This is a genomic window from Paenibacillus sp. FSL R7-0273 (genome assembly GCF_000758625.1).
In the GTDB taxonomy this organism is placed as follows: Bacteria; Bacillota; Bacilli; order Paenibacillales; family Paenibacillaceae; genus Paenibacillus_AQ.
The window spans coordinates 2,789,074-2,808,877 of the sequence record NZ_CP009283.1; the positions used below are offsets into that span (position 1 = coordinate 2,789,074).

The 19,804-nt window shown below is 50.6% G+C and carries 20 protein-coding genes; 17 read left to right on the plus strand and 3 right to left on the minus strand.

Annotated features, from left to right (window positions below; all coding sequences use genetic code 11):
- Positions 1-70: 70 nt before the first annotated feature.
- The 14 genes from R70723_RS11780 to R70723_RS11845 all read left to right on the plus strand — a co-directional run bounded on the left by R70723_RS11780 (position 71) and on the right by R70723_RS11845 (position 13,269).
- Complete coding sequence (locus tag R70723_RS11780; protein ID WP_039872207.1) at positions 71-907, plus strand: helix-turn-helix domain-containing protein; 837 nt, start codon at positions 71-73, stop codon at positions 905-907.
- A 125-nt stretch (positions 908-1,032) separates the two neighbouring features.
- Entirely contained in the window at positions 1,033-2,133 is a 1,101-nt protein-coding gene (locus tag R70723_RS11785; protein WP_039872210.1) for a glycoside hydrolase family 88/105 protein, read from the plus strand.
- Positions 2,134-2,273: 140 nt separating this feature from the next.
- Complete coding sequence (locus R70723_RS11790; RefSeq protein ID WP_231574869.1) at positions 2,274-2,912, plus strand: universal stress protein; 639 nt, start codon at positions 2,274-2,276, stop codon at positions 2,910-2,912.
- Positions 2,913-2,945: 33 nt separating this feature from the next.
- Positions 2,946-5,810 carry a Na+/H+ antiporter subunit A gene (locus tag R70723_RS11795; RefSeq protein ID WP_039872212.1) on the plus strand — a complete coding sequence of 955 codons (2,865 nt, stop codon included), beginning with the start codon at positions 2,946-2,948 and terminating at the stop codon, positions 5,808-5,810.
- On the plus strand, positions 5,798-6,133 hold the full coding sequence (locus tag R70723_RS11800; protein WP_039872213.1) for a Na(+)/H(+) antiporter subunit C: 336 nt from the start codon (positions 5,798-5,800) through the stop codon (positions 6,131-6,133). Before R70723_RS11795 ends, R70723_RS11800 begins: the two co-directional genes overlap by 13 nt.
- On the plus strand, positions 6,130-7,611 hold the full coding sequence (locus tag R70723_RS11805) for a Na+/H+ antiporter subunit D (protein ID WP_039872214.1): 1,482 nt from the start codon (positions 6,130-6,132) through the stop codon (positions 7,609-7,611). The genes R70723_RS11800 and R70723_RS11805 overlap by 4 nt, the downstream gene beginning before the upstream one ends.
- A gap of 5 nt (positions 7,612-7,616) precedes the next feature.
- Positions 7,617-8,096 carry a Na+/H+ antiporter subunit E gene (locus tag R70723_RS11810; RefSeq protein ID WP_039872216.1) on the plus strand — a complete coding sequence of 160 codons (480 nt, stop codon included), beginning with the start codon at positions 7,617-7,619 and terminating at the stop codon, positions 8,094-8,096.
- Positions 8,093-8,389 (plus strand): Na(+)/H(+) antiporter subunit F1, encoded by a 297-nt coding sequence (locus tag R70723_RS11815; protein ID WP_039872218.1) that lies wholly within the window; start codon positions 8,093-8,095, stop codon positions 8,387-8,389. The genes R70723_RS11810 and R70723_RS11815 overlap by 4 nt, the downstream gene beginning before the upstream one ends.
- Complete coding sequence (gene mnhG, locus R70723_RS11820) at positions 8,379-8,735, plus strand: monovalent cation/H(+) antiporter subunit G (RefSeq protein WP_039872219.1); 357 nt, start codon at positions 8,379-8,381, stop codon at positions 8,733-8,735. Before R70723_RS11815 ends, mnhG begins: the two co-directional genes overlap by 11 nt.
- A gap of 78 nt (positions 8,736-8,813) precedes the next feature.
- Complete coding sequence (locus R70723_RS11825; protein ID WP_039872220.1) at positions 8,814-9,092, plus strand: hypothetical protein; 279 nt, start codon at positions 8,814-8,816, stop codon at positions 9,090-9,092.
- A 130-nt stretch (positions 9,093-9,222) separates the two neighbouring features.
- Positions 9,223-10,743: a spore germination protein gene (locus R70723_RS11830; RefSeq protein ID WP_231574870.1), complete on the plus strand. Its 1,521-nt coding sequence runs from the start codon at positions 9,223-9,225 to the stop codon at positions 10,741-10,743.
- On the plus strand, positions 10,740-11,942 hold the full coding sequence (locus R70723_RS11835; protein ID WP_039872222.1) for a Ger(x)C family spore germination protein: 1,203 nt from the start codon (positions 10,740-10,742) through the stop codon (positions 11,940-11,942). Before R70723_RS11830 ends, R70723_RS11835 begins: the two co-directional genes overlap by 4 nt.
- Entirely contained in the window at positions 11,939-12,163 is a 225-nt protein-coding gene (locus R70723_RS11840) for a hypothetical protein (RefSeq protein WP_039872223.1), read from the plus strand. Before R70723_RS11835 ends, R70723_RS11840 begins: the two co-directional genes overlap by 4 nt.
- A 26-nt stretch (positions 12,164-12,189) precedes the next feature.
- Positions 12,190-13,269, plus strand: coding sequence for a GerAB/ArcD/ProY family transporter (locus R70723_RS11845; protein ID WP_081957357.1), 1,080 nt, complete (start codon positions 12,190-12,192; stop codon positions 13,267-13,269).
- A gap of 36 nt (positions 13,270-13,305) precedes the next feature.
- Here the strand turns inward: R70723_RS11845 and R70723_RS11850 are convergent, their stop codons facing one another.
- From R70723_RS11850 to R70723_RS11860, 3 genes are all read right to left on the minus strand, one after another.
- Positions 13,306-15,774: a DsrE/DsrF/DrsH-like family protein gene (locus R70723_RS11850; RefSeq protein WP_039872225.1), complete on the minus strand. Its 2,469-nt coding sequence runs from the start codon at positions 15,772-15,774 to the stop codon at positions 13,306-13,308.
- The gene (locus R70723_RS11855; RefSeq protein ID WP_039872227.1) at positions 15,771-16,085 is read right to left on the minus strand and encodes an ArsR/SmtB family transcription factor; all 315 of its coding nucleotides are present in this window, start codon (positions 16,083-16,085) and stop codon (positions 15,771-15,773) included. Before R70723_RS11855 ends, R70723_RS11850 begins: the two co-directional genes overlap by 4 nt.
- Positions 16,086-16,197: 112 nt before the next feature.
- Complete coding sequence (locus R70723_RS11860) at positions 16,198-17,385, minus strand: ROK family protein (protein ID WP_039872228.1); 1,188 nt, start codon at positions 17,383-17,385, stop codon at positions 16,198-16,200.
- Between the two features lie 252 nt (positions 17,386-17,637).
- Here R70723_RS11860 and R70723_RS11865 point away from each other — a divergent pair, with 252 nt between their 5' ends.
- From R70723_RS11865 to lgt, 3 genes are read left to right on the plus strand one after another with little or no spacing between them, the layout of a single operon-like run.
- Positions 17,638-18,273, plus strand: coding sequence for a chromate transporter (locus tag R70723_RS11865; protein WP_039872229.1), 636 nt, complete (start codon positions 17,638-17,640; stop codon positions 18,271-18,273).
- Positions 18,274-18,286: 13 nt separating this feature from the next.
- Positions 18,287-18,820, plus strand: a complete 534-nt coding sequence (locus tag R70723_RS11870; RefSeq protein ID WP_039872230.1) for a chromate transporter — start codon at positions 18,287-18,289, stop codon at positions 18,818-18,820.
- A 39-nt stretch (positions 18,821-18,859) separates the two neighbouring features.
- Complete coding sequence (lgt, locus tag R70723_RS11875) at positions 18,860-19,753, plus strand: prolipoprotein diacylglyceryl transferase (protein WP_047171105.1); 894 nt, start codon at positions 18,860-18,862, stop codon at positions 19,751-19,753.
- The last annotated feature ends 51 nt before the right edge of the window (positions 19,754-19,804 follow it).

Here is a 19,804-nt window from a genome sequence, read left to right on the forward strand (position 1 = left end):
AGCGCTTACGTTAAGCTATATAGAAGTTATATCATCTCTAATCCGAGCTCTGCCAGAGGGGGAATCAAGCGTGAGTGAGCTGAAATTCAGCAGTTTGGACGGAGCCTTTGAGCTGACCCACCGTCAGGCGGAGTCTCATAATATGCCGGTCTTCCACCTCCATTCTACCTATGAAATATACTATTTGCTGTCCGGCAAAAGAGAGTTCTTCATCCGTGACCGGACAATGGAGATTCAGGAGGGGGAGGTGATGATCGTGTCTCCCCATGTGCTTCACCGCACGACGAATGCAGCAGAGCCCCAGCATGAACGGCTGATCGTTAACATCCGCAGGGATCTGATGTTGCCTGGCGGGGAGGGCGGCAGGGAAGTATTTGCTCCGCTGCTGGGGACGGACTACCGGATTGTCCGGTGCAGCATGCAGGAGCGGCTGTATACCGATGAGCTGGCCAGAAGAATCATCGGCGAGGTTCAGCGGGGGGAGCCGGGATTTGAGCTGTTTGTGCTTACGCTTATTCAGCAGCTGATCTTGTTCAGCTGCCGCAGAATGACAGGAGACGATGAGGAGCCGGCTGAATACCCCAGCCCGATGCATGAACGGATGTCCGGCGTGGTCCGGTACATCAATGAGAATTACATGGAGAAGCTGTCGCTGCAGCTGCTTGCGGAACGCTTTTTCATCAGCCCGTATTATTTGAGCGTGTGCTTCAAGAAGGCTACGGGCTTTACTTTTGTGGAATACGTTAATAGTGTACGGGTAAAGGAGTCCATCAGGCTTTTGGCAGAAACCGGTTTGCCTGCTCATTTAATTGCGCGCAAGGTCGGATTCGGCAGTGTGAGCCACTTCGGCAGAGTCTTCCGGCAGGTGACCGGTCAGCCGCCGTTATTTTACCGGAAGCTGCCTTGAACGGGTAAGCGTGTTAATAACATCGCAAGATATAAGAAGGATTACGCCTTTTCCGCAAAAAATGAGCAGATTGCTGTGTTACTATCGGGTTGAAAAGGAATTGAATCCGAGGAGGAGCACCGCTCATGACCGAAAAAACAGCACTAACCCCTATAGGCTGGGGAGAAAAAGCCTGTGAGGCGCTGATGCACGAATTTGAACCGGAGCAACTGCCGCCGAACTATTTTCACTATCATCAGGGCGTATTTCTGTCAGGTATGGAGAAGGTGTGGCAGCAGACCGGCGAACGTAAGTATTTTGACTATATCAAGCGTTGGGTAGATTCCCAGGTGCAGCCGGACGGCAGCATTAAGGAGTTCCACCGTGAGCAGCTGGATGATATCCAGCCGGGTGTGCTGCTGTTCAATCTGTATAAGGAAACGGGAGACGAACGCTACAAAAAGGCGCTGTTCACTCTGGTCCCGCTGCTGAAAAGCTGGGAGGTTAACGAGGAGGGCGGCTTTTGGCATAAAGGCCATTATCCTAACCAGATGTGGCTGGACGGGCTTTATATGGCAGGTCCGATTGCTGCCATGTTTGCAAAGACCTTCGACCAGCCGGAGTACACCGACATGATGACGTTCCAGGCGCTGCTTGTGCATGAGCATACCTATGATGAAGCAACGGGCCTGCTGTTTCACGGCTGGGACGCCAGCAAAAAGGCCGCATGGGCTGATCCCGTGACAGGCCGTGCACCGGAGTTCTGGGGACGGGCCATCGGCTGGTATCCTGTCGCGCTGCTGGAAATGTTCGAATATATGCCTGAGGACCATAAGGACAAGACACGGCTGGCGGAGATTACGAAGGACCTGCTGATTGCCCTGACCAAATTCCAGGACCCGGCCACAGGACTGTGGTATCAGGTGACGGATAAGACTGACCGTCCGGACAACTGGCTGGAAAATTCCTGCACCGCCCTTTATGTACATGCAATTGCCAAGGCTGTCCGCTTCGGCTACCTCGATGAAAGCTACATGGAGTATGCGTGGAAAGGGTATCAGGGGGTAATCGACACCCTGAAGTTTGATGATGAGGGTTATGTGCGTATTGGCAACATCTGCATCGGAACCGGCATCGGCGGCTATGAGCACTACATCGCCCGCCCGACCAGCGAAAATGATCTGCACGGCGTAGGTGGCTTCCTGCTGATGTGCGCGGAGATGAATCTGGCTGAAGCAAAGAGCTAACCGGTTATTGCTTTACATTCCCCGCGGAGAACTATATAATAGCTTTAATTGTATACGCAGTAAACCGGAGGAGCCTGCCAACAGCGGGCTCTTTTTGTGTTGCTTTTCTGGTAAAAATTTACTTTAAGGGAGGCCGTGCGGTGGAAATAAGCAAGGAGAGCATTATGGTCTGTGTACATTATGGTCCCCACGGGCAAAGGCTGATTCAGCGGGGCAGCCAATTGGCAGGGCTGCTTCAGGCGCCGTTAATTGTACTTACAGTGGGCGCACTGGGAGACAATGAATACAACCGGGAGAAGCAGCAATATCTTTCAGGCTGGAAGAGCCTTACAGAAGCTGCCGGTGGACAGTTTGTTATCCGTGACGGCAACGGCAAGAGCGTGTCTGAGGTCATTGCGGATACGGCGCGCGAGAACCGCATTACGCAGATTATAATCGGGCAATCAGGTCAGACCTTTTGGGAAGGACTTACCCGGGGGAATTTTATCAATGACCTGCTGGAGCTGCTGGGCCCGATTGATCTTCATATTGTGGCTGTGCAGCGTTATCCTGAATTGCTTGAGCAAACGCATGAGAGAGGGGTTAAGGCTTATCTTGCATTAAGCAAAGACCGTTATGTCCTCGCAGAAAGTGCTGAAGACAGCAATGTCAATGTTTTGAAGGGTGTCTTCTTCCGCGAGCTTCACACCGACTTTAACACCGGATTGTTTAAAATCGTCACAGACGGTGAGGCGCAGTATTTGCGGATTGTGCAAAATGAATGGGTGAAGCCGCACTAAGCTAAACTATCACAAAAGGAGGGCTGCTGAGCCGTGTTGTTCACTATTATTTTGCTTCCGTTTTTATTGGCGTTACTGCTGCTGCTGATTAACAAGAGCTCCCGCTTTCATTTAGGCTGGCTCGTTCTGCCACTGCCGGCGGCTCTTTTTATCTATTTCCTGACGAAGATTCCACCTGTTCAGGCAGGGCAGCTTCTAAAGGACAGCTATTCATGGATGCCTTCCTTCGGGGTGGATTTAACCATGATTCTGGATGGACTCAGTCTGCTCTTTGTCCTGCTGATTACCGGGATGGGTACACTGGTTATTCTGTATTCCATCTATTATCTGAATAAGCAGACGGAGGGTATCCGCCAGTTCTATGTTTATCTGCTGCTGTTCATGGGGGCAATGCTGGGTGTCGTGCTGTCGGATAATCTGATTGTCCTTTACGGATTCTGGGAGCTTACCAGCATATCCTCATTCCTGCTGATCGCGTTCTGGCACCGCCGGGAAAAATCCTCCTACGGGGCGCTCAAGTCAATGCTGATTACCGTATTCGGCGGACTGGCGATGTTTGCCGGCTTCAATCTGCTGTATGTAATGACCGGCACTTACAGCATCCGTGAAATTATAGCCCAGGCCGGCGGATTGGCAGACCATGCTATGTTTATCCCGGCTATGCTGCTTATTCTGCTGGGTGCTTTCACGAAATCTGCCCAGTTTCCTTTCCATATCTGGCTGCCTGACGCGATGGAAGCGCCGACTCCGGTCAGTGCCTATCTTCACTCAGCTACTATGGTTAAAGCCGGGATCTATCTGGTGGCCAGGCTCACTCCGTTATTTGCAGGGCAAGCCGAATGGTTCTGGATTGTCTCGCTGACGGGTCTGGTCACTCTGATCTACGGATCATTTAAAGCTATCCGCCAAACCGATCTCAAGGCTTTGCTGGCTTACTCGACTATCAGTCAATTGGGACTGATTATGTCTCTCCTGGGGCTCGGCTCTGCTGCAGCCTTCTTTACCGGAACTGGAGAAGCTGCCTTCTATACTATGGCTACGACAGCTGCAGTCTTCCACCTTATCAACCATGCCGTTTTCAAAGGCAGTCTGTTTATGGTTGTAGGCATAATTGACCATGAGACAGGAACCCGTGATCTCCGCAAGCTGGGAGGACTGATGTCGCTGATGCCGGTTACCTTTTCCATTGCGGTTATCGGGACCTTCTCCATGGCGGGCCTGCCGCCGTTCAGCGGATTCCTTAGTAAAGAAATGTTTTTTACATCCGTTCTGAATATCCGCGGGTTTGATATCCTCAGTTCGGCTTACTGGATACAGCTCTTTCCCGTTATCGCCTGGATTGCCAGTGTTTTTACCTTTGTATACAGCATGATTTTCGTCTTCAAAGCTTTTGGCGGCAAGCTCCGGCAGGAGAAGCTGGATAAAGTTCCGCACGAGGCCCCGCTTGGGCTTTTACTGTCCCCGGTGATTTTAATTTCACTGGCTGTCGTGTTTGCCTTCTTCCCGGGGCTCGTATCAGATCCGCTGATTAAACCGGCGCTTGCTTCAATCCATACCGGGCTGCTTGGTTCAGGCGAAGCCTTTAAAGTATCCATTCATTTCTGGCATGGCTTTACTCCGGAAATTTTTATGACTTTAGGCGTAATTGCTGCCGGAATCCTGTTATTTATAGGCTACAGCCGCCTTAAGGTGCAGGATCGTGAAGCACCTGGACGCAACATTCTCAACAGGGTCTATGATGGATCCCTGCTACTGCTTGAACGTGGTTCAAAACGTATGACTGATGCTTACATGACAGGCTCCAACCGTCATTATCTGCTGTACATTTTCAGCTTTTTGGTAGTCTCTCTGCTGGCTGTTCTGCTGTCGGAGCAGGGAGTACACTTCGGAATGGGGCAATATGCCGATTTATCCTTTTATGAAACAGCCGTAGTAGCGGTGATGCTTCTGGCGGCATTTGCCGTGCCTTTTGCCAAGTCGCGCGTTAATGCCATTCTGTTCACCGGCGGGACCGGTTATATGGTCACACTTCTGTTTGTACTCTTCCGGGCACCCGACCTTGCGCTTACACAGATGATCATAGAGACCGTATCTGTCATACTGTTCCTGCTCTGCTTCCGGTATCTGCCGAAGCTGAAGCAGCAAAAGGAGCCTTTGCGCTTCAAGCTGCCTAATCTGATTATTGCGCTGGGAGGCGGTATTACAGTAACGCTGATAGCCCTTGCTGCTATGGGCAGCAGCCCCTTTGAGCCGATCTCGGAATATTTTCTGAAGGAGAGCTACAGCTCGGCCGGAGGAAAAAATGTCGTCAACGTCATCCTGGTGGATTTCCGCGGATTTGATACCTTGTTCGAGATTATGGTACTTGGTATTGCTTCACTGTCCATCTTTGGTCTGATCCAGCTGAAAATGGACCCTGTTGCTCTTCGGCAGCCGGACATTAAAAACGCCTCTGCGCGGCAGCTGCGGAGTAATGATGTGATTTTGCAGACGATGTCCAAGGGGATTGTCCTTATTATTATTGTTTTCTCATTCTATTTGTTCTTTGCAGGCCACAATCATCCGGGAGGCGGCTTTATCGGTGCGCTCATGACTTCTGCGGCGCTTGTCCTGATGACGATCGCTTTCGGAATGGATCAGGTCCGCAAGGCTCTTCCTGTAAATTACCGTCTTCTTACAGCAACCGGCTTGCTGCTGGCCATTCTTACCGCATCGGGCTCCTTTCTGTTTGGAGCACCTTTTCTGAGCCATGCCTTCGGGCACTTTGATTTGCCTCTGCTCGGAGATACGGAGCTTGCAACAGCGGTCCTCTTTGACCTGGGAGTGTACCTGGCTGTGGTCGGTGTCACCATGAATATTATTTTATCGATCGGAGGGGATAAGCAATGGAGCTCCTGATGGCTGTGGCGGTAGGCATTTTATTCACTATAGGCATCTATCTTATCCTGTCAAAGAGTCTGCTGCGCATTGTGCTGGGAACATCCCTGCTGACACATGGTGTTCATTTGCTGCTTCTCACCATGGCTGGACTTAAGAGAGGCGCGGCGCCTGTATTGGGCGGTACAGCAGATACTTACGTAGATCCGCTGCCTCAGGCATTGATCCTGACCTCGATTGTAATCAGCTTTGGCGTTACGGCATTCTTCTTTGTGCTTGCGTACCGGTCTTATCAGACTTTAGGTACGGATGAAATAGACAGCATCAAGGAGGAGAAGGAATGAGTAATTTACTGGTGCTGCCTGTACTGATTCCTCTGGCTACTGCAGTTATTCTGATTTTCTTTAAGGAGAAGATCCGGCTGCAGCGCGGAATCAGTACTGCCAGCGGCTTACTGAATCTTTTTATATCCGTATTTTTAGTGCAACGCGTACATTCTGACGGCATACAGACCTTGCAGATGGGGGGCTGGGCTCCGCCCTACGGAATTGTGTTTGTAGGTGATATGTTTGCCGTGCTGCTGGTCATGATGGCATCACTTGTCAGCTTTGCCATCCTGTTGTATTCCTTCTCCAGTATTGGAGCAGAGCGTGAGCGGTTTTATTATTATTCTTTTTTTCATTTTCTGCTGGTAGGGGTATACGGCTCGTTCCTGACCGGTGACATTTTCAATTTGTTCGTGTTCTTTGAGGTTATGCTGATCTCGTCATACGCCTTGATTTCACTGGGAGGGACCCGGCTTCAGCTGCGCGAAACCTCTAAATATCTGCTGATTAACATTGTTTCGTCAACACTGTTCGTTGCTGCAGTTGCATATCTCTATGCTGCGGTCGGAACGCTCAATATGGCCCATCTGTCCCTGCGGATTGCGGAAGCGGGCCAGAACGGCGTGCTGAACGTAATTGCCATTTTGTTTCTCATTGTCTTTTCCCTGAAGGCGGGACTATTCCTGTTCTTTTGGCTTCCGGGCTCATACAGCGCGCCTCCGTCTGCAGTCAGGGCGTTGTTCGGAGCGCTGCTGACCAAGGTGGGATTGTATGCTATTATCCGTACCTTTACCCTGCTGTTTGTGAACGACCCGGGCTTTACGGGAGACTGGATTGCCTGGATGGCCGCAGCAACAATGATCCTGGGCGGAATCGGAGCGGTGGCCTACAAGGATATTCCGCGGATTCTGAACTACAATGTCATTATCAGTGTGGGGTTTGTGGCCTTCGGTTTGGCTGCGGGGACCGCCGATTCCCTGAATGGTGCAGTGTTCTATCTGCTGCACGATATGCTGGCGAAAGCACTCATGTTTATTCTCGGAGGAATGATTATTACGGCTGCGGGAACCGACCGGCTGGCCGGCATGGGCGGAATGATCAGAAGGTATCCGCTGCTCGGCTGGATGTTCTTTATACTTGCACTGGCTTTGGTCGGGATTCCCCCGCTGAGCGGCTTCGCCGGTAAGCTGCTTATTATCCGGGGCGCCCTGGATGCCGGTATGCTTATGCTTTCGCTTATCGCGCTCGGCTCAAGCTTTCTCGTGCTGTACTCGTTGATCAAAGTATTCAGGCTGGCCTTTTGGGGTGATGATCCTGAGATCGTAGTGCCAAAGGCAAGGGCAGGCATGAAAGGAACTTCAGCCGTGGCGGCCGTACTGCTGCTGCTCGTGATAATGATGGGCCTTAAATCAGAGGCCGTATATACCTATGTATCGCAAGCCGGTGAAGTTCTGGCCACCCCGGCACTTTATATTGAATCCGTGATGAAGGAGTAGAGGGAATGTTCCTGCAAATCCTGCTTAACCTGTTGATTGCCTTCTTGTGGATGTTCATTAATAATGATCTTTCTGTCTCAAGCTTCATCATCGGCTATTTGCTGGGTGTCGTTATCTTGCTGTTCCTGAGGAGATTGCGGAACCGCCCGTTTTATCTCAGGCGCTTATGGGCGGTGCTGAAGCTGATGCTTATTTTTATCCGGGAGCTGACGGTTTCGAACTTTGTAGTCATCGGCCACATAATCCGGCCAAAACTGGCTATACGCCCCGGGATATTTGCTTACGAGACCAAGCTGTCCTCAGCGTGGGAGGTCACCCTGCTGTCCTGTCTGATCTGTCTGACACCGGGAACCTTAACACTCGATGTTTCGGCAAATAACAAAATCCTCTATATCCACGCCATTGATATTAAGGATGCCGAGGAGATGGCACTGCAAATCAGAAGAAGCTTTGAGCAAACGATCATGGAGGTGACCCGCGGATGAACCAGCCGATATTAATGGCTGCCCTGGTCATTCTGGCCCTCGCACTGCTTGCCTGCCTGTTCCGGCTGCTGAAAGGGCCTACCCGCTCTGACCGGATTGCTGCACTGGATACGATCGGCATTCATGTACTGGCCATAATCGCAGTGGTATGCATGCTGCTGGATACACAGGATTTCCTGGAGATAATTTTGGTTATTGGAATTCTAACATTCATTGGAACCACTGCCCTGGCAAGATATATTGAGCGCGGCGTTGTGATAGAAGAGGAAGCGGGTGAGCAGAATGATCGTTGAAGTGCTTGGTAAAATTCTCGTGCTGATGGGCGCGGTTTTCTGCGGACTCAGTGCGTTCGGCTTAGTCCGGCTGCCTGATGTCTACCTGCGTTCACATGCGGCTACCAAAAGTGCAACGTTCGGGGTGTTGTGTGTACTGGGGGGAGCGTTTGTTTACTTTCTGTTCGCAGACGGGACATTCAGCATTAAGCTGCTGCTGGCAATAGTATTCGTATTCATTACCTCTCCGGTTGCAGGACACCTCAACGGCAGGGCAGCCTACCGTTCAGGAGTGCCTTTATGGACGGGGAGTGTCAGGGATGACCTGAAAGCCCGGCAGCAAAACCGGAGTGAAGATAACCTGTAGATAAAAAGTACACGCTGAATTCCATCAGGGAGGCGAGGGAACCAGAAATTCCGTATCCGGACATTAGGAGGAGTATTTATGATCATCGCCACTCAGCCTTACTATAAAGTTGAACGGATTGTAGCTGCTGATAGCATTGAGACCATTATTCATCAACGCTCACTCTGCTTGTACTCTGACCGGATAGAAACGGCCTACCGGGAATTTCAGCTGGCCGAAATCTTTGATATTTCCTTCCGGGATCTTGGACAAGGGCAAGGCGTTCTTTATCTGCATACTAAGCAGGGGGTCTATGCCTATCCTGTAGAAACGGCTGCGGAGCCGTTTATCACTGAGGTAAAGAGACTGCTTCCTTAAAAGACATATTTTTTAGTTTGCATCCGCTCCCGTCAGCTTTCGGCTGACGGGATTTTTTTGCGCATGAAATGAGCGGTTCGGGCAACACTACTTACCAGAATCAGGAGAGCTGTGCAAGGAGTGGTTAAGCTTGAGAAACAATGATCAGAAAAGCAGCAGGGATGATGAGCAGAATGGGGAGAGCCGGCCGCTGGGATCAGATTCATCGTCGAATACATCGATTATCAAAGAAATCCTGGGGGCAAGCTCGGATCTGACGATCCGTTCTCTTTGGATAGGCAGAATACATGCTGACAGTAAGCTCGTCCGCAGTCAAATCCAGCTGATCTACCTGGACGGAATGATTGATAATCAGCTCCTGCAGGAAAGCATTATTCCTGCTATTCAGAACACGGGCAATATTCCGTTTGAGACGGATCTGCCCGATCTGCTTTCCGGACAAATTCTGCCTGTCGGACAAGTAAGCACGGTAAAAGATTTTCCTCACGCAGTCCGGACTATTCTGACAGGATGCCTGTTGTTGATGATAGACGGGTATACCCGAAGCTTGTCTCTGTCTATCCAAGGCTATGAAAAACGCAGCATTGAGGAAACCAAAACCCAGGCGGTCATTAGAGGACCCCAGGAGGCATTCACCGAGGATCTGCGCACCAATATTACGATGATCCGACGCAAAATGAAGAACGAACGGCTGCGCATTGAAACACATACCGCAGGACAGATGACCCAGACTGATATTTCCGTGATGTACATCGACGGCATGGCTGAGCAGCAGCTGCTGGATCAGATCTGGAAGCTTATTGATCATTTGACATTAAAGACGGTGCTGGAGGGAGAGTATATCGAGGAATATCTGCAGAGTAATAAAGGGACTATTTTCCCTACTGTGCTGAACACAGAACGGCCGGATTCGGTGACCGCAGCCCTTTCAGAGGGACGGATTGCCCTGTTTGTCGACGGCTCGCCTTTTGCAATTGTGTTGCCCTCTATGTTTCTGGACTTTATTCAATCTGCTGAAGACAGCTACCAGCCTTATCTGTTCGCCAGCTTTATCCGGATATTGCGTATGGTTGCGGGCGGGATCAGCCTTATAGCACCAGCTATCTATATCGCAATCACTACCTTCCATCAGGACCTGCTGCCCACTCAATTGCTGCTTAGCCTGATGTTCCAGCGCGAGGGTGTCCCGTTTCCGGCATTCGTAGAGGCAATCCTGATGGAAATTACTTTTGAAATTATCCGGGAAGCGGGCATCCGGATGCCGCGTAATATCGGACAGGCAGTCTCAATTGTAGGAACCATCGTTGTTGGACAAGCGGCTGTGGATGCCGGATTTGTATCGGCGGCAATGGTCATTGTAGTTGCCATTACCGGCATTTCTAGCTTTGTCATTCCCGCATATAATATGTCGATTGCTTTCCGGCTGGTGCGCTTTCTATTTATGGGGGTAGCGGCCTCTTTCGGTATTTTTGGACTGACCATTTGCTTTTGTGCGCTGGCAGTGCATCTGTGCAGCCTCGATTCCATGGGTATCCCTTATATGCGGCCTTACGCGCCTTACTTAAAGAATGAACAGGTTGACGGTCTAATCAGGGCGCCTTACTGGCTTCGCGACAAGCACAAAAAAACCAAGGGCAGACAACCGGTATGAAAAGAACTGTGCTGGTTGTATGGACAGCCGTACTCATGACACTGGTGCTGTCCGGCTGCTGGAGCCGCAAAGAGTTGAATGAGCTGGCGGTGTCAATCGGTCTGGGCATCGACCGGACGGAGCACGGGTACCGCGTCACCACGCAGATTGTTGCTCCCCGCCAGGCTGCTTCGGGTGCAAGCGGAGCAAACGGCCCGCCCGCCCTGGTTATGGCTACTGAGGAGAGCACAGTGATGGAGGCGCTGCGCAAGCTGACAACTAAGCTGCCGCGTAAAATATATCTTTCCCATTTAAGCATTCTGCTTATTGATGAGTCCATTGCCAGGGAGGGAGTGCTGGATTCACTTGATTTTCTGTTCCGGGATCATGAGGTGCGGCCCAACTTCAATGTGGTTATCGTCCGCAACGGCACTGCACATGATGCCCTTTCAATACTGACCCCGCTGGAGCAGATGCCTGCCCGGGACATGTTTGATTCCCTGAATGAATCGGAAAAGGTGTGGGCGCCGACAGCGGCGGTCCGGCTGCTTGATCTAATGAAGTGGTTTAATACAGAAGGGCAGCAGGCGGTATTGACCGGTCTTAAGATGGTGGGGGATATAGAAAAGGGAATGAGTAAAGACAATATCTCCGTTCTGGACAGCCCTGCCAAATTTGAATATTCAGGCATAGGGGTCATGAAGGATGATGTGCTGCTGGGCTGGCTGAATGAGAGTGACAGCAAGGCTTATAACTATGTAACAGGAAAAGTCAAATCAACGGTAGGCAAAGTAGAGTGTCCGAATCAAAAAGGGGAGTTTGTTATGGAGCTGATCAATTCCCGTACCAAAATCATTCCCGGACTGAAAGAGGGAGGACCTTCGGCAACCGTTGAGGTTTCGATTGAAGGCAATATCGCTGAAGTGGAATGTAAGCTGGATCTTAATGACCGTAAGGTGCTTAAAGAGGTGGGGGAATTGGCCGGCAGGAAGACCAGGGAACTCATTGAGCATGGCATTAGGGAAGTGCAGACCCGCTATGCATCCGACATTTTCGGCTTCGGACAGAAATTTCATCATAAATACCCGAAGCAATGGAGGGTGTGGAAAGAAGACTGGGACCGTATGTTCAGCAGGATGGAGGTTGAAGTCGTCGTTAAATATGAGGTTAAGGGCCGGGGCAGAATTGTTAACCCGATCCAGAAAGGGATTTTGGAATGAACCTTTTATTGATTGTAGTCACATCTTTGCTGTGGATCTGGCAGTGGCTGCCCGTTCATAAGGCTGGAAGGGCGTGGCAGGAAAAGCTCGTCCTTCACGGATTGTACGGAAGTGCACTGGCGATGAATATCATTTATGCTCAAAAGTGGATCGAGCCTGTACTGATGCGGCCCTACATAACGCTGCTCCAAATGGTGAATAGGGCTCTTGGAATGGGATAGCAAGCCGGGGAAGAGAGAGGAGGCCCATGTTGACCGCTCGTGAATTGACACTGCTGCTGACGTTAAATTATTGGGGAAGCGCCCTTTTGGGACTCCCTTCTTCACTAATCGGCGTATCCGGAAAGGATGCATGGCTGTCCATATTGCTCGGGGTCTGTCTGCAAATGCTTCTAATTCCGCTATTTACGGGGATTTTCAAGCAGATGAACGGAGATTCGGTAGGCAAGTACTTAAACCGGACTTTCGGAAAAGGGTTCGGAAAAGCGCTGCTTGCTCTTTGTCTTTTCTTCGTGCCTTTTCAGATCTTTGTGCTGACCCTGCGCAGCCTGGGTGACTTTACAAGCACCGATCTCTATATTGAAACACCGCCTTCAGCGATCTATATCCTTATTTTGGCAGCCATGATGTACTGCCTGTTTAAGGGAATAAAAGCGGTGGCCAAATCGGCCGAGCTGACCTTTCCCATTGCCGGCTTTCTGCTGGCGGTGCTGCTGCTGTCCCTGCTTCATGGTGCGGAATGGGACAACTTCCTGCCTGTAATGGAGGACGGAATCCGTCCTGTCCTGCATGGGTCAGTAATGTTTCTGGCTTATCCGAACAGTGAAATTGCGTTAAGCCTTTTTCTGGCACCTTATATAAAAAATAAGAAGACCTACAGTAAAGCCCTTTGGCACAGCACCTGGCTGACTGGTCTGGGTCTGCTGCTGTTGACTGTTATGGTTATAGCCGTACTCGGTGAGAATCTGCCGCCGAATATCCCTTATGCCAGCCAGTTTGCAGCCAAGACCGTTACCGTAGGCGGTTTCTATGAACGGATTGAAACTGCAGTAACGGTGATCTGGTTCATCGTGATGTTCTACCGTATGATTTTTACCTACTACATATGCACACAGGGTGTTGCTGAATTATTTGAGCTCAAAAATCACCAGCGGCTGCTGCCCCCGTTGGCGCTTCTGAGCATCCCGCTGGCTATGCTGGTCTGGGACAATCCATCTGTCACTGCTGAGATTACTGCGGTATGGCCGACAGGTGTGATCTTCTTCAACATCCTGCTGCCTTTAGTCTGGTTTATTACCTTTAAGGCCAAAGGGAGGATAAAGCAATGATCTCCCCCTTAGGCACTCCAAAGATATAGCCGCCTTTTAGATAAACAGATTATGGTTAGCCGAAGCCGCCTCACCCAAATAGTAACCGACTCCGCCGATTTTGATCCCGTCCATCAGCTCCTCCTGCTTAATGCCCATAACATCCATCGACATCTGGCAGGCCACCATTTCTACTCCCTGTGCAGCTGCGCTCTCAATGAGCTCCTCCAGTGAGGCAACATTGTTACCCGACATAATGCTGCGGATCAGCTTCGGACCTGCACCGAGCATGTTCATTTTGGATAAGCCGAGCTTGCGGCTGCTCCCCGGCAGCATCATGTCAAACATCCGTCCGAGCATGGTTTTCGAAACAGACGGGGGCTGAGGCTTGCGTAATATGCTTAGTCCCCAGAAGGTGAAGAACATCGTTACTTTGCGGCCGCTGGCAGCTGCTCCGTTGGCAATGATAAAAGAGGCGATGGCTTTATCCAGGTCACCGCTGAAGATAACCATGGTACTTGCAGGCGCTGCGGCAGAAGCAACTTCTGCTTGAGGTATAGTGGACGGCGTCTGCTTCGCAATTACAGCCTCAATAATGCCGCCCTTTCCCCGGTTTAGCTGAAGAAGCCGGGAGCCGGACATAGCCGACCACGCCTTCACATCCTCATAGAAGCCCGGATCAGATGCCTGTACACGGAGAGTCTGGCCTGCAGCAAGCTGATCCATGGCCTGCTTGACCTGAATTAACGGGCCGGGGCAGCTTAATCCGCATACATTTAAATCGCTGTCTATCTTAAGGGCAGGCTCGCTTTCGGCTGAAGAACGCCCGTTAACCTTAGGAGCTGTCCCGCTGCTGCCGTCCGTTTCAGAGAATGGAGCTGGTTTATACTGCGACTCCCGGTACGTTTTATATCCGCCGCTGAGATTTTTCACCTGATAGCCATGCTGCCGCAGAATTTGCGCAGCTGTATATCCGCGCAGGCCAACCTGACAGTAGACCCAGATCTCTTTGGAGGCATCCAGCTCATGCATGCGCTCACGGAGCTCATCTACCGGAATGGACAATGAGTCCGGGATATGTCCGTTCTGATGCTCCAGAGCACTTCGTACGTCAAGAAGAAGTGTTTGATCCCGCTCACGCAAATCAAGCTGGTCATACGTGAAAAGCTGCACACGTCCGGCTGCATTATTGTCTGCTGCATAACCGGCCATGTTAACCGGGTCTTTTGCAGACGAGTAAGGAGGGGCATAACACAGCTCAAGCTCTGCCAGATCAGTGATATGACCGCCGAAATGAATAGCTGTGGCTATTACATCAATCCGCTTATCCACCCCGTCATAGCCGACTGCCTGCGCGCCAAGAATTTTACCTTCCGGCGTATACAGTAGCTTAAGGGCTATCGGGCTTGCGCCGGGATAGTAGGAGGCATGGGACCCGGGATGGACGATGACGCTCTGATAGCTGACGCCAAGACGTTTCAATGTCTTCTCATTACTGCCGGTAGCTGCTCCGGTCAGTCCGAATACCTTAATAACAGAGGAGCCCTGGGTACCTTTATAGACAGAATCGAGTCCGGCAATCCGGTCGGCAATGATCCGGCCTTGCTTGTTGGCAGGGCCGGCAAGCGGAACTGCGGTCCTGGTGCCATGAATGTAATCCATAACCTCAATGGCATCGCCGGCAGCGTAGATATGCGGAAGATTGGTTTCCAGCGCTTCATTAACAAGGATATGTCCGCGTTCGCCAAGCTCGATTCCGCTGCCCCGCAGAAAGCCGGTGTCCGGAGTTACCCCAATCGCCAGAATGACCAGATCTGCATTCAGCAGACGGCCGCCGGCTAGCTCTACGCCAATACCCCCGTTAAGGGACCGGAAGCCCTGGACACGCTGTGAGAACAGCAGGTTTATGCCATGCTGTTCCATTTCCCGGGCAATCGAAGCGGCAAGCTCGGGATCAAAGGGTGCTAGCAGCTGCTCATTACCTTCAATCAGCGTTACAGCCAATCCGGCTTCCCTTAAATTTTCTGCCATCTCGACACCGATGAATCCGCCGCCAATAACTATGGAAGACAGGTTGTTATGAGAAGTAATGAGTTCTTTGATGCGGTCAATATCCGGAATGTTGCGGACGGTATGAATGAGCGGGTGGTCCTTTCCGGGCAGATCGGGAATGACGGGCCGGGCACCGGGTGACAGGATCAGCTCATCATAGCTTTCTTCATATAGTCCCCGTTCCCCGCTCCGGACTTGGACCGTACGTTTGACAGGGTCAATGCCTGTGACTTCACTCTGTATCCGGACATCAATCCGGAAACGGTCTGCCATGCCTTTGGGAGTCTGAACCAGCAGGCGTTCGCGGTCAGCAATGGAACCGCCTATATAATAAGGTAAACCGCAATTGGCAAAGGAGATGTAAGGCCCTTTCTCAAACAGGATAATTTCGGCATGCTCATCCAGACGGCGCAGGCGGGCTGCTGCGGAGGCACCTCCGGCAACACCGCCCACAATCAATACTTTCTTGCTCATGATTCACAATCTTCCTCTCCGAATAAAATAGGTATAAGCTGTTCAATCCGCTTGTCAGCAAGCACGTAGTTCACTTCCAGGCCGTTGCGCTCGGTTTCTACAATGCCTGCACTGCGCAGCTTCTGCAGATGCTGGGACACTGTTGACTGCGGAAGGTCCAGGCATTCCTGCATATAGGATACATTGCATTTCTTCTTGCGCATCAGACCTCGTACAATGCACAGGCGGACAGGGTGAGACAAAGCCTTTAATAATTCAGCCAATTCGTTAAATTGCTTGGAATCACTGTTGAAAAAAGCGGACTGATTCATGGTATTCCTCCCGGGTGGATATATCACTATATTCAAATAATACGATATAGTTTTGGCAAAGTCAAACCTTTACCGGAAAGGAGACTTTGCTTCAACCGTAATATAGACTTTTTTAAATTTCCAAAAGCTGAAGAAGCTGGAGTGCCGCTCCGGTCATTACGCTTTCTTCTCTAAGGATACCGTGAGTAAATAAGGGCTTGTAGCTTGAAGAGTCATGTATATTTTTCCGGGCCACGTTAACCGCCGTCTCGTAGACTATGGGATCCGCATTAATAAGCGCCCCGCCGACAATCACATATTCCGGATGAACCGTGTTAATCATGTTAGCAAGTCCAACTCCGAGGTAGGAGGCTGTTTCAAGGAACATTTCCCGTACAAAAGTGTCCTTACGCTGCAAGGCTTCCAGTAAGGTAGAAAAGGTGATGTGTTCAGGCGGAACTGCCGGCAGGGAGCTTTCACGGCCCATCCGAAGCTGGGAACGGACGCGCTCCTCCAGTGAAGGGAGGGATACATACGCCTCCAGGGCACCGTAATTCCCCTTATCGCCAAGCCGCCGTCCCCCCGTCTGAATGATCATCTGGCCGATAGCTCCCTCAGTATTAGCAGAACCCCGGATGATCTGTCCTCCGGACATAATGGATGACCGTATGTTGACTCCAGCGTGTACATAGAGCATATTCCTGCAGGCTTCACCCCGCAGTGCCCAATGCTCAGCCAACAGCGCTGTGTTAGCCCCGTTATCAAGCTTGACCGGAAGCTTAAGCTCTTCTTCAAAGAGTCTGCAAATGGGAACGTGGCTCCAGGCATCTGACAAAAAGTACTCCGGCTTCAGGATAACCCCCGTCTGTACATCAAGCGGGCCGACTGCCCCGATTCCCAAACCGAGTAACTGGTCATATTGTATATGGTGATTTTGCAGCATAGCATCCGTTTCTTGTATGACAAGTTCAATGAGACGTTCAGGCGAAAGCTCAGGACCCATCTCCCAGCGTACAGAGGATAAGCAGTTAAGCTGAAGATCGAACAAGCCGAGGGAGGAACTGATCCGCGAGATATCAAGTCCCAGAAGATAGCGGTAAGAAGGGTTAGCCTGAAAAAGAATAGGCTTGCGCCCGCCGGTTGATGTACCCAGTCCGGAAACCAGGATCAGCTCCTGCGCAAGCAGCTCTTCGAGAATCCGGGTCATGCTGCTGCCTGTAATAGAGAAATGCTCGAGTAAATCGGCTTTGGAGATGGTGCCCAGGTACGCAATGCGGTTATATATTTGCTTTTTGAGTGAAAAAGAGGAAGGATTAGGCATCTCTATCTGCTCCATTTCCAAGTGAATAGGTCGGGATATGCCCAGTATAGCGGATAGCAGGCGTTTTATCCAGTTATTGATATAGGAATAATGAAGTTAATTTCATTTTGAATGAAAGTCGGCCCAATAATCACAATGTTAACAAGAAAAACATAAGAATTTGCGTATACTTTTTTCCAAAATGGAATTAACGTGTTATAATTTTAAAGGCAAAAAAGGTTAGGGGCGCAGTATGGTTACGGGGGTAAGGCGATGAACGCAAGGAAAAAGGATCATATTAAAGTTTTACTGCAGTTATTTGCTGTCTTTTTTAAGCTGGGGCCTTCGACATTCGGGGGCGGATATGCGATGATTGCAGCTATTGAGCGGGAAATTGTGGACAAAAAGGCCTGGCTGAAGCCGGGGGAGACCGGGGATATGGTTTCAGTTGCCGGTTCTGCTCCGGGAGGGGTTGCGGTAAATTCAGCTGCTTTTGTAGGGTATAAGCTGGGCGGCGTTTTAGGAGCTATTGTGGCTGTGTTCGCGATTACGCTGCCAACCTTCCTGATCGTGCTGCTCCTGAGCATTTTGGGTATGCTGTTTCAGGATGTGCCCAAAGTGGAGGCTGCGCTCAAAGGTGTGCATGCTGCGGTTGTGGCGCTGATTATAGTGGCTGCTTTTAAAATAGGCAAGGCGTCGATTATGGATATCCCCACGCTGCTGATTGCCTGTATCAGTGTTCTGCTGTTATTGTTCACACCTCTGCACTCCCTGTATCTGATTCTGGGGGGACCCGTTGCAGGAGTTGCAATTATTGCGGTTAAAAGGGCCTTCGGCCTGTCGGCTCAAACGGAAAAGCAGGTAAAAAATCAGCAGCCTGATTTGAATTACCTTGAATATTACATCTGAAGGTGCTGGTGGCATGTTGCTTGAATTATTTTTATTGTTTCTGAAGGTGGGACTGATCTCATTTGGCGGCGGGTATGCCGTGATTGCACTTATTCAACGTGAAATAACAGAAAAAGGCTGGGTTACCCCAGGGCAGTTTCAGGAGCTGGTTGCATTGGCCGGAATGGCTCCGGGCTCGATAGCGACCAATACAGCCACACTGATTGGTTATTCGCAAATGGGTATACTGGGCGGGATCGTTTCGACCATTGGCATTATTCTGCCGTCGCTGCTTATTGTCATTTTGTTTACGGCCTTTTTCCTCCGGATGAAAAGCAACAGCTGGGTGCGCTCCTCGTTTTACGGATTACGGCCCATTATTACCGGGCTCATCGTTTATGCTGCCATTCATTTCGGCATAGGAAGCGCGAGGGGGTCACTGGTAAGCTGGTCCACGTTCGGGATGCTGCTGATTTGTGCGGGGAGTCTGGTAGCAGTGCTCCGGTATAAAATCCATCCCTTTGCGGTGATCCTGTTGTCGGCGGTAGGCGGGATTGTTTTATTTTAACGCATTCTTACTCATAAATAATAAGGAGGTGACAGCGGGATGCTGAACCCGGTCGCTTTTTCCGTCGGGCCGATTCCAGTGCACTGGTACGGTATCATTATCGGGATAGGTGCTCTTTTGGGCTTAATGCTTGTTATCCGTGAGGGAAGACGGTTTGGGATCGGAAAGGAGTTTTTCTACGACCTGGTGCTGATCGGCTTTCCGTCCGCTATAGTTGGTGCGAGAATCTATTATGTGGCTTTTGAGTGGGATAGCTATAAGAATAACTTAGCTGAAATATTCATGATCTGGCACGGCGGTATCGCGATTTACGGTGCATTGATAGGTGCAGTTATTGCAGCGGTCATTTACACAAAAAGAAAAGGATACAATTTCTGGAGAATTGCCGACATTTGCGCACCCGGATTAATTACGGGACAAATGATCGGCCGCTGGGGGAATTTTGTCAATCAGGAGGCCCATGGCGGCCCTGTTTCGCAGGAGTTTCTGGACAGTAAGCTGCAGCTTCCTTCTTTCCTTGTGAAGCAGATGTACATAGACGGCCAGTATTACCATCCAACCTTCCTGTATGAATCTTTATGGAGCCTGGCGGGGCTAATTCTGCTGCTCTTCCTGCGGCGGAGGCATTTCCTGAAGGCCGGTGAACTCTTTATGGGCTACTTTATATGGTACTCCATCGGACGCTTCTATGTAGAAGGAGTCCGTACAGACAGCTTGTCCTTTGCCGGACCGGAATGGCTTGCAGCTCTGTTAAAAGCATTATGGAGCCCGGTAAGCTTCTTGGGCTGGGGGACGATGAAAGCAGGAGAAAATATCCGGACCTCGCAGCTGCTGGCGATTCTCATTGTCCTGGTTGCAGCCGCCTTTATTACCGTTAGACGTATCCGTAAAACGGCGGTACCGTATAGCTCGGATATTAAGCGTGAAGCTTAACCGCGGAATTGCCAAGTCCATTTGAGCCGCAAATCCTGCATTGTGTTAACG

Coding starts and splice junctions, on each gene's coding strand:
- R70723_RS11785 (WP_039872210.1), top strand. CDS start 1,033: ATGACCGAAAAAACAGCACTAACCCCTATAGGCTGGGGAGAAAAAGCC.
- R70723_RS11800 (WP_039872213.1), top strand. CDS start 5,798: ATGGAGCTCCTGATGGCTGTGGCGGTAGGCATTTTATTCACTATAGGC.
- R70723_RS11805 (WP_039872214.1), top strand. CDS start 6,130: ATGAGTAATTTACTGGTGCTGCCTGTACTGATTCCTCTGGCTACTGCA.
- R70723_RS11810 (WP_039872216.1), top strand. CDS start 7,617: ATGTTCCTGCAAATCCTGCTTAACCTGTTGATTGCCTTCTTGTGGATG.
- R70723_RS11815 (WP_039872218.1), top strand. CDS start 8,093: ATGAACCAGCCGATATTAATGGCTGCCCTGGTCATTCTGGCCCTCGCA.
- mnhG (WP_039872219.1), top strand. CDS start 8,379: ATGATCGTTGAAGTGCTTGGTAAAATTCTCGTGCTGATGGGCGCGGTT.
- R70723_RS11825 (WP_039872220.1), top strand. CDS start 8,814: ATGATCATCGCCACTCAGCCTTACTATAAAGTTGAACGGATTGTAGCT.
- R70723_RS11835 (WP_039872222.1), top strand. CDS start 10,740: ATGAAAAGAACTGTGCTGGTTGTATGGACAGCCGTACTCATGACACTG.
- R70723_RS11840 (WP_039872223.1), top strand. CDS start 11,939: ATGAACCTTTTATTGATTGTAGTCACATCTTTGCTGTGGATCTGGCAG.
- R70723_RS11845 (WP_081957357.1), top strand. CDS start 12,190: ATGTTGACCGCTCGTGAATTGACACTGCTGCTGACGTTAAATTATTGG.
- R70723_RS11850 (WP_039872225.1), bottom strand. CDS start 15,774: ATGAGCAAGAAAGTATTGATTGTGGGCGGTGTTGCCGGAGGTGCCTCC.
- R70723_RS11855 (WP_039872227.1), bottom strand. CDS start 16,085: ATGAATCAGTCCGCTTTTTTCAACAGTGATTCCAAGCAATTTAACGAA.
- R70723_RS11860 (WP_039872228.1), bottom strand. CDS start 17,385: ATGCCTAATCCTTCCTCTTTTTCACTCAAAAAGCAAATATATAACCGC.
- R70723_RS11865 (WP_039872229.1), top strand. CDS start 17,638: ATGAACGCAAGGAAAAAGGATCATATTAAAGTTTTACTGCAGTTATTT.
- R70723_RS11870 (WP_039872230.1), top strand. CDS start 18,287: ATGTTGCTTGAATTATTTTTATTGTTTCTGAAGGTGGGACTGATCTCA.
- lgt (WP_047171105.1), top strand. CDS start 18,860: ATGCTGAACCCGGTCGCTTTTTCCGTCGGGCCGATTCCAGTGCACTGG.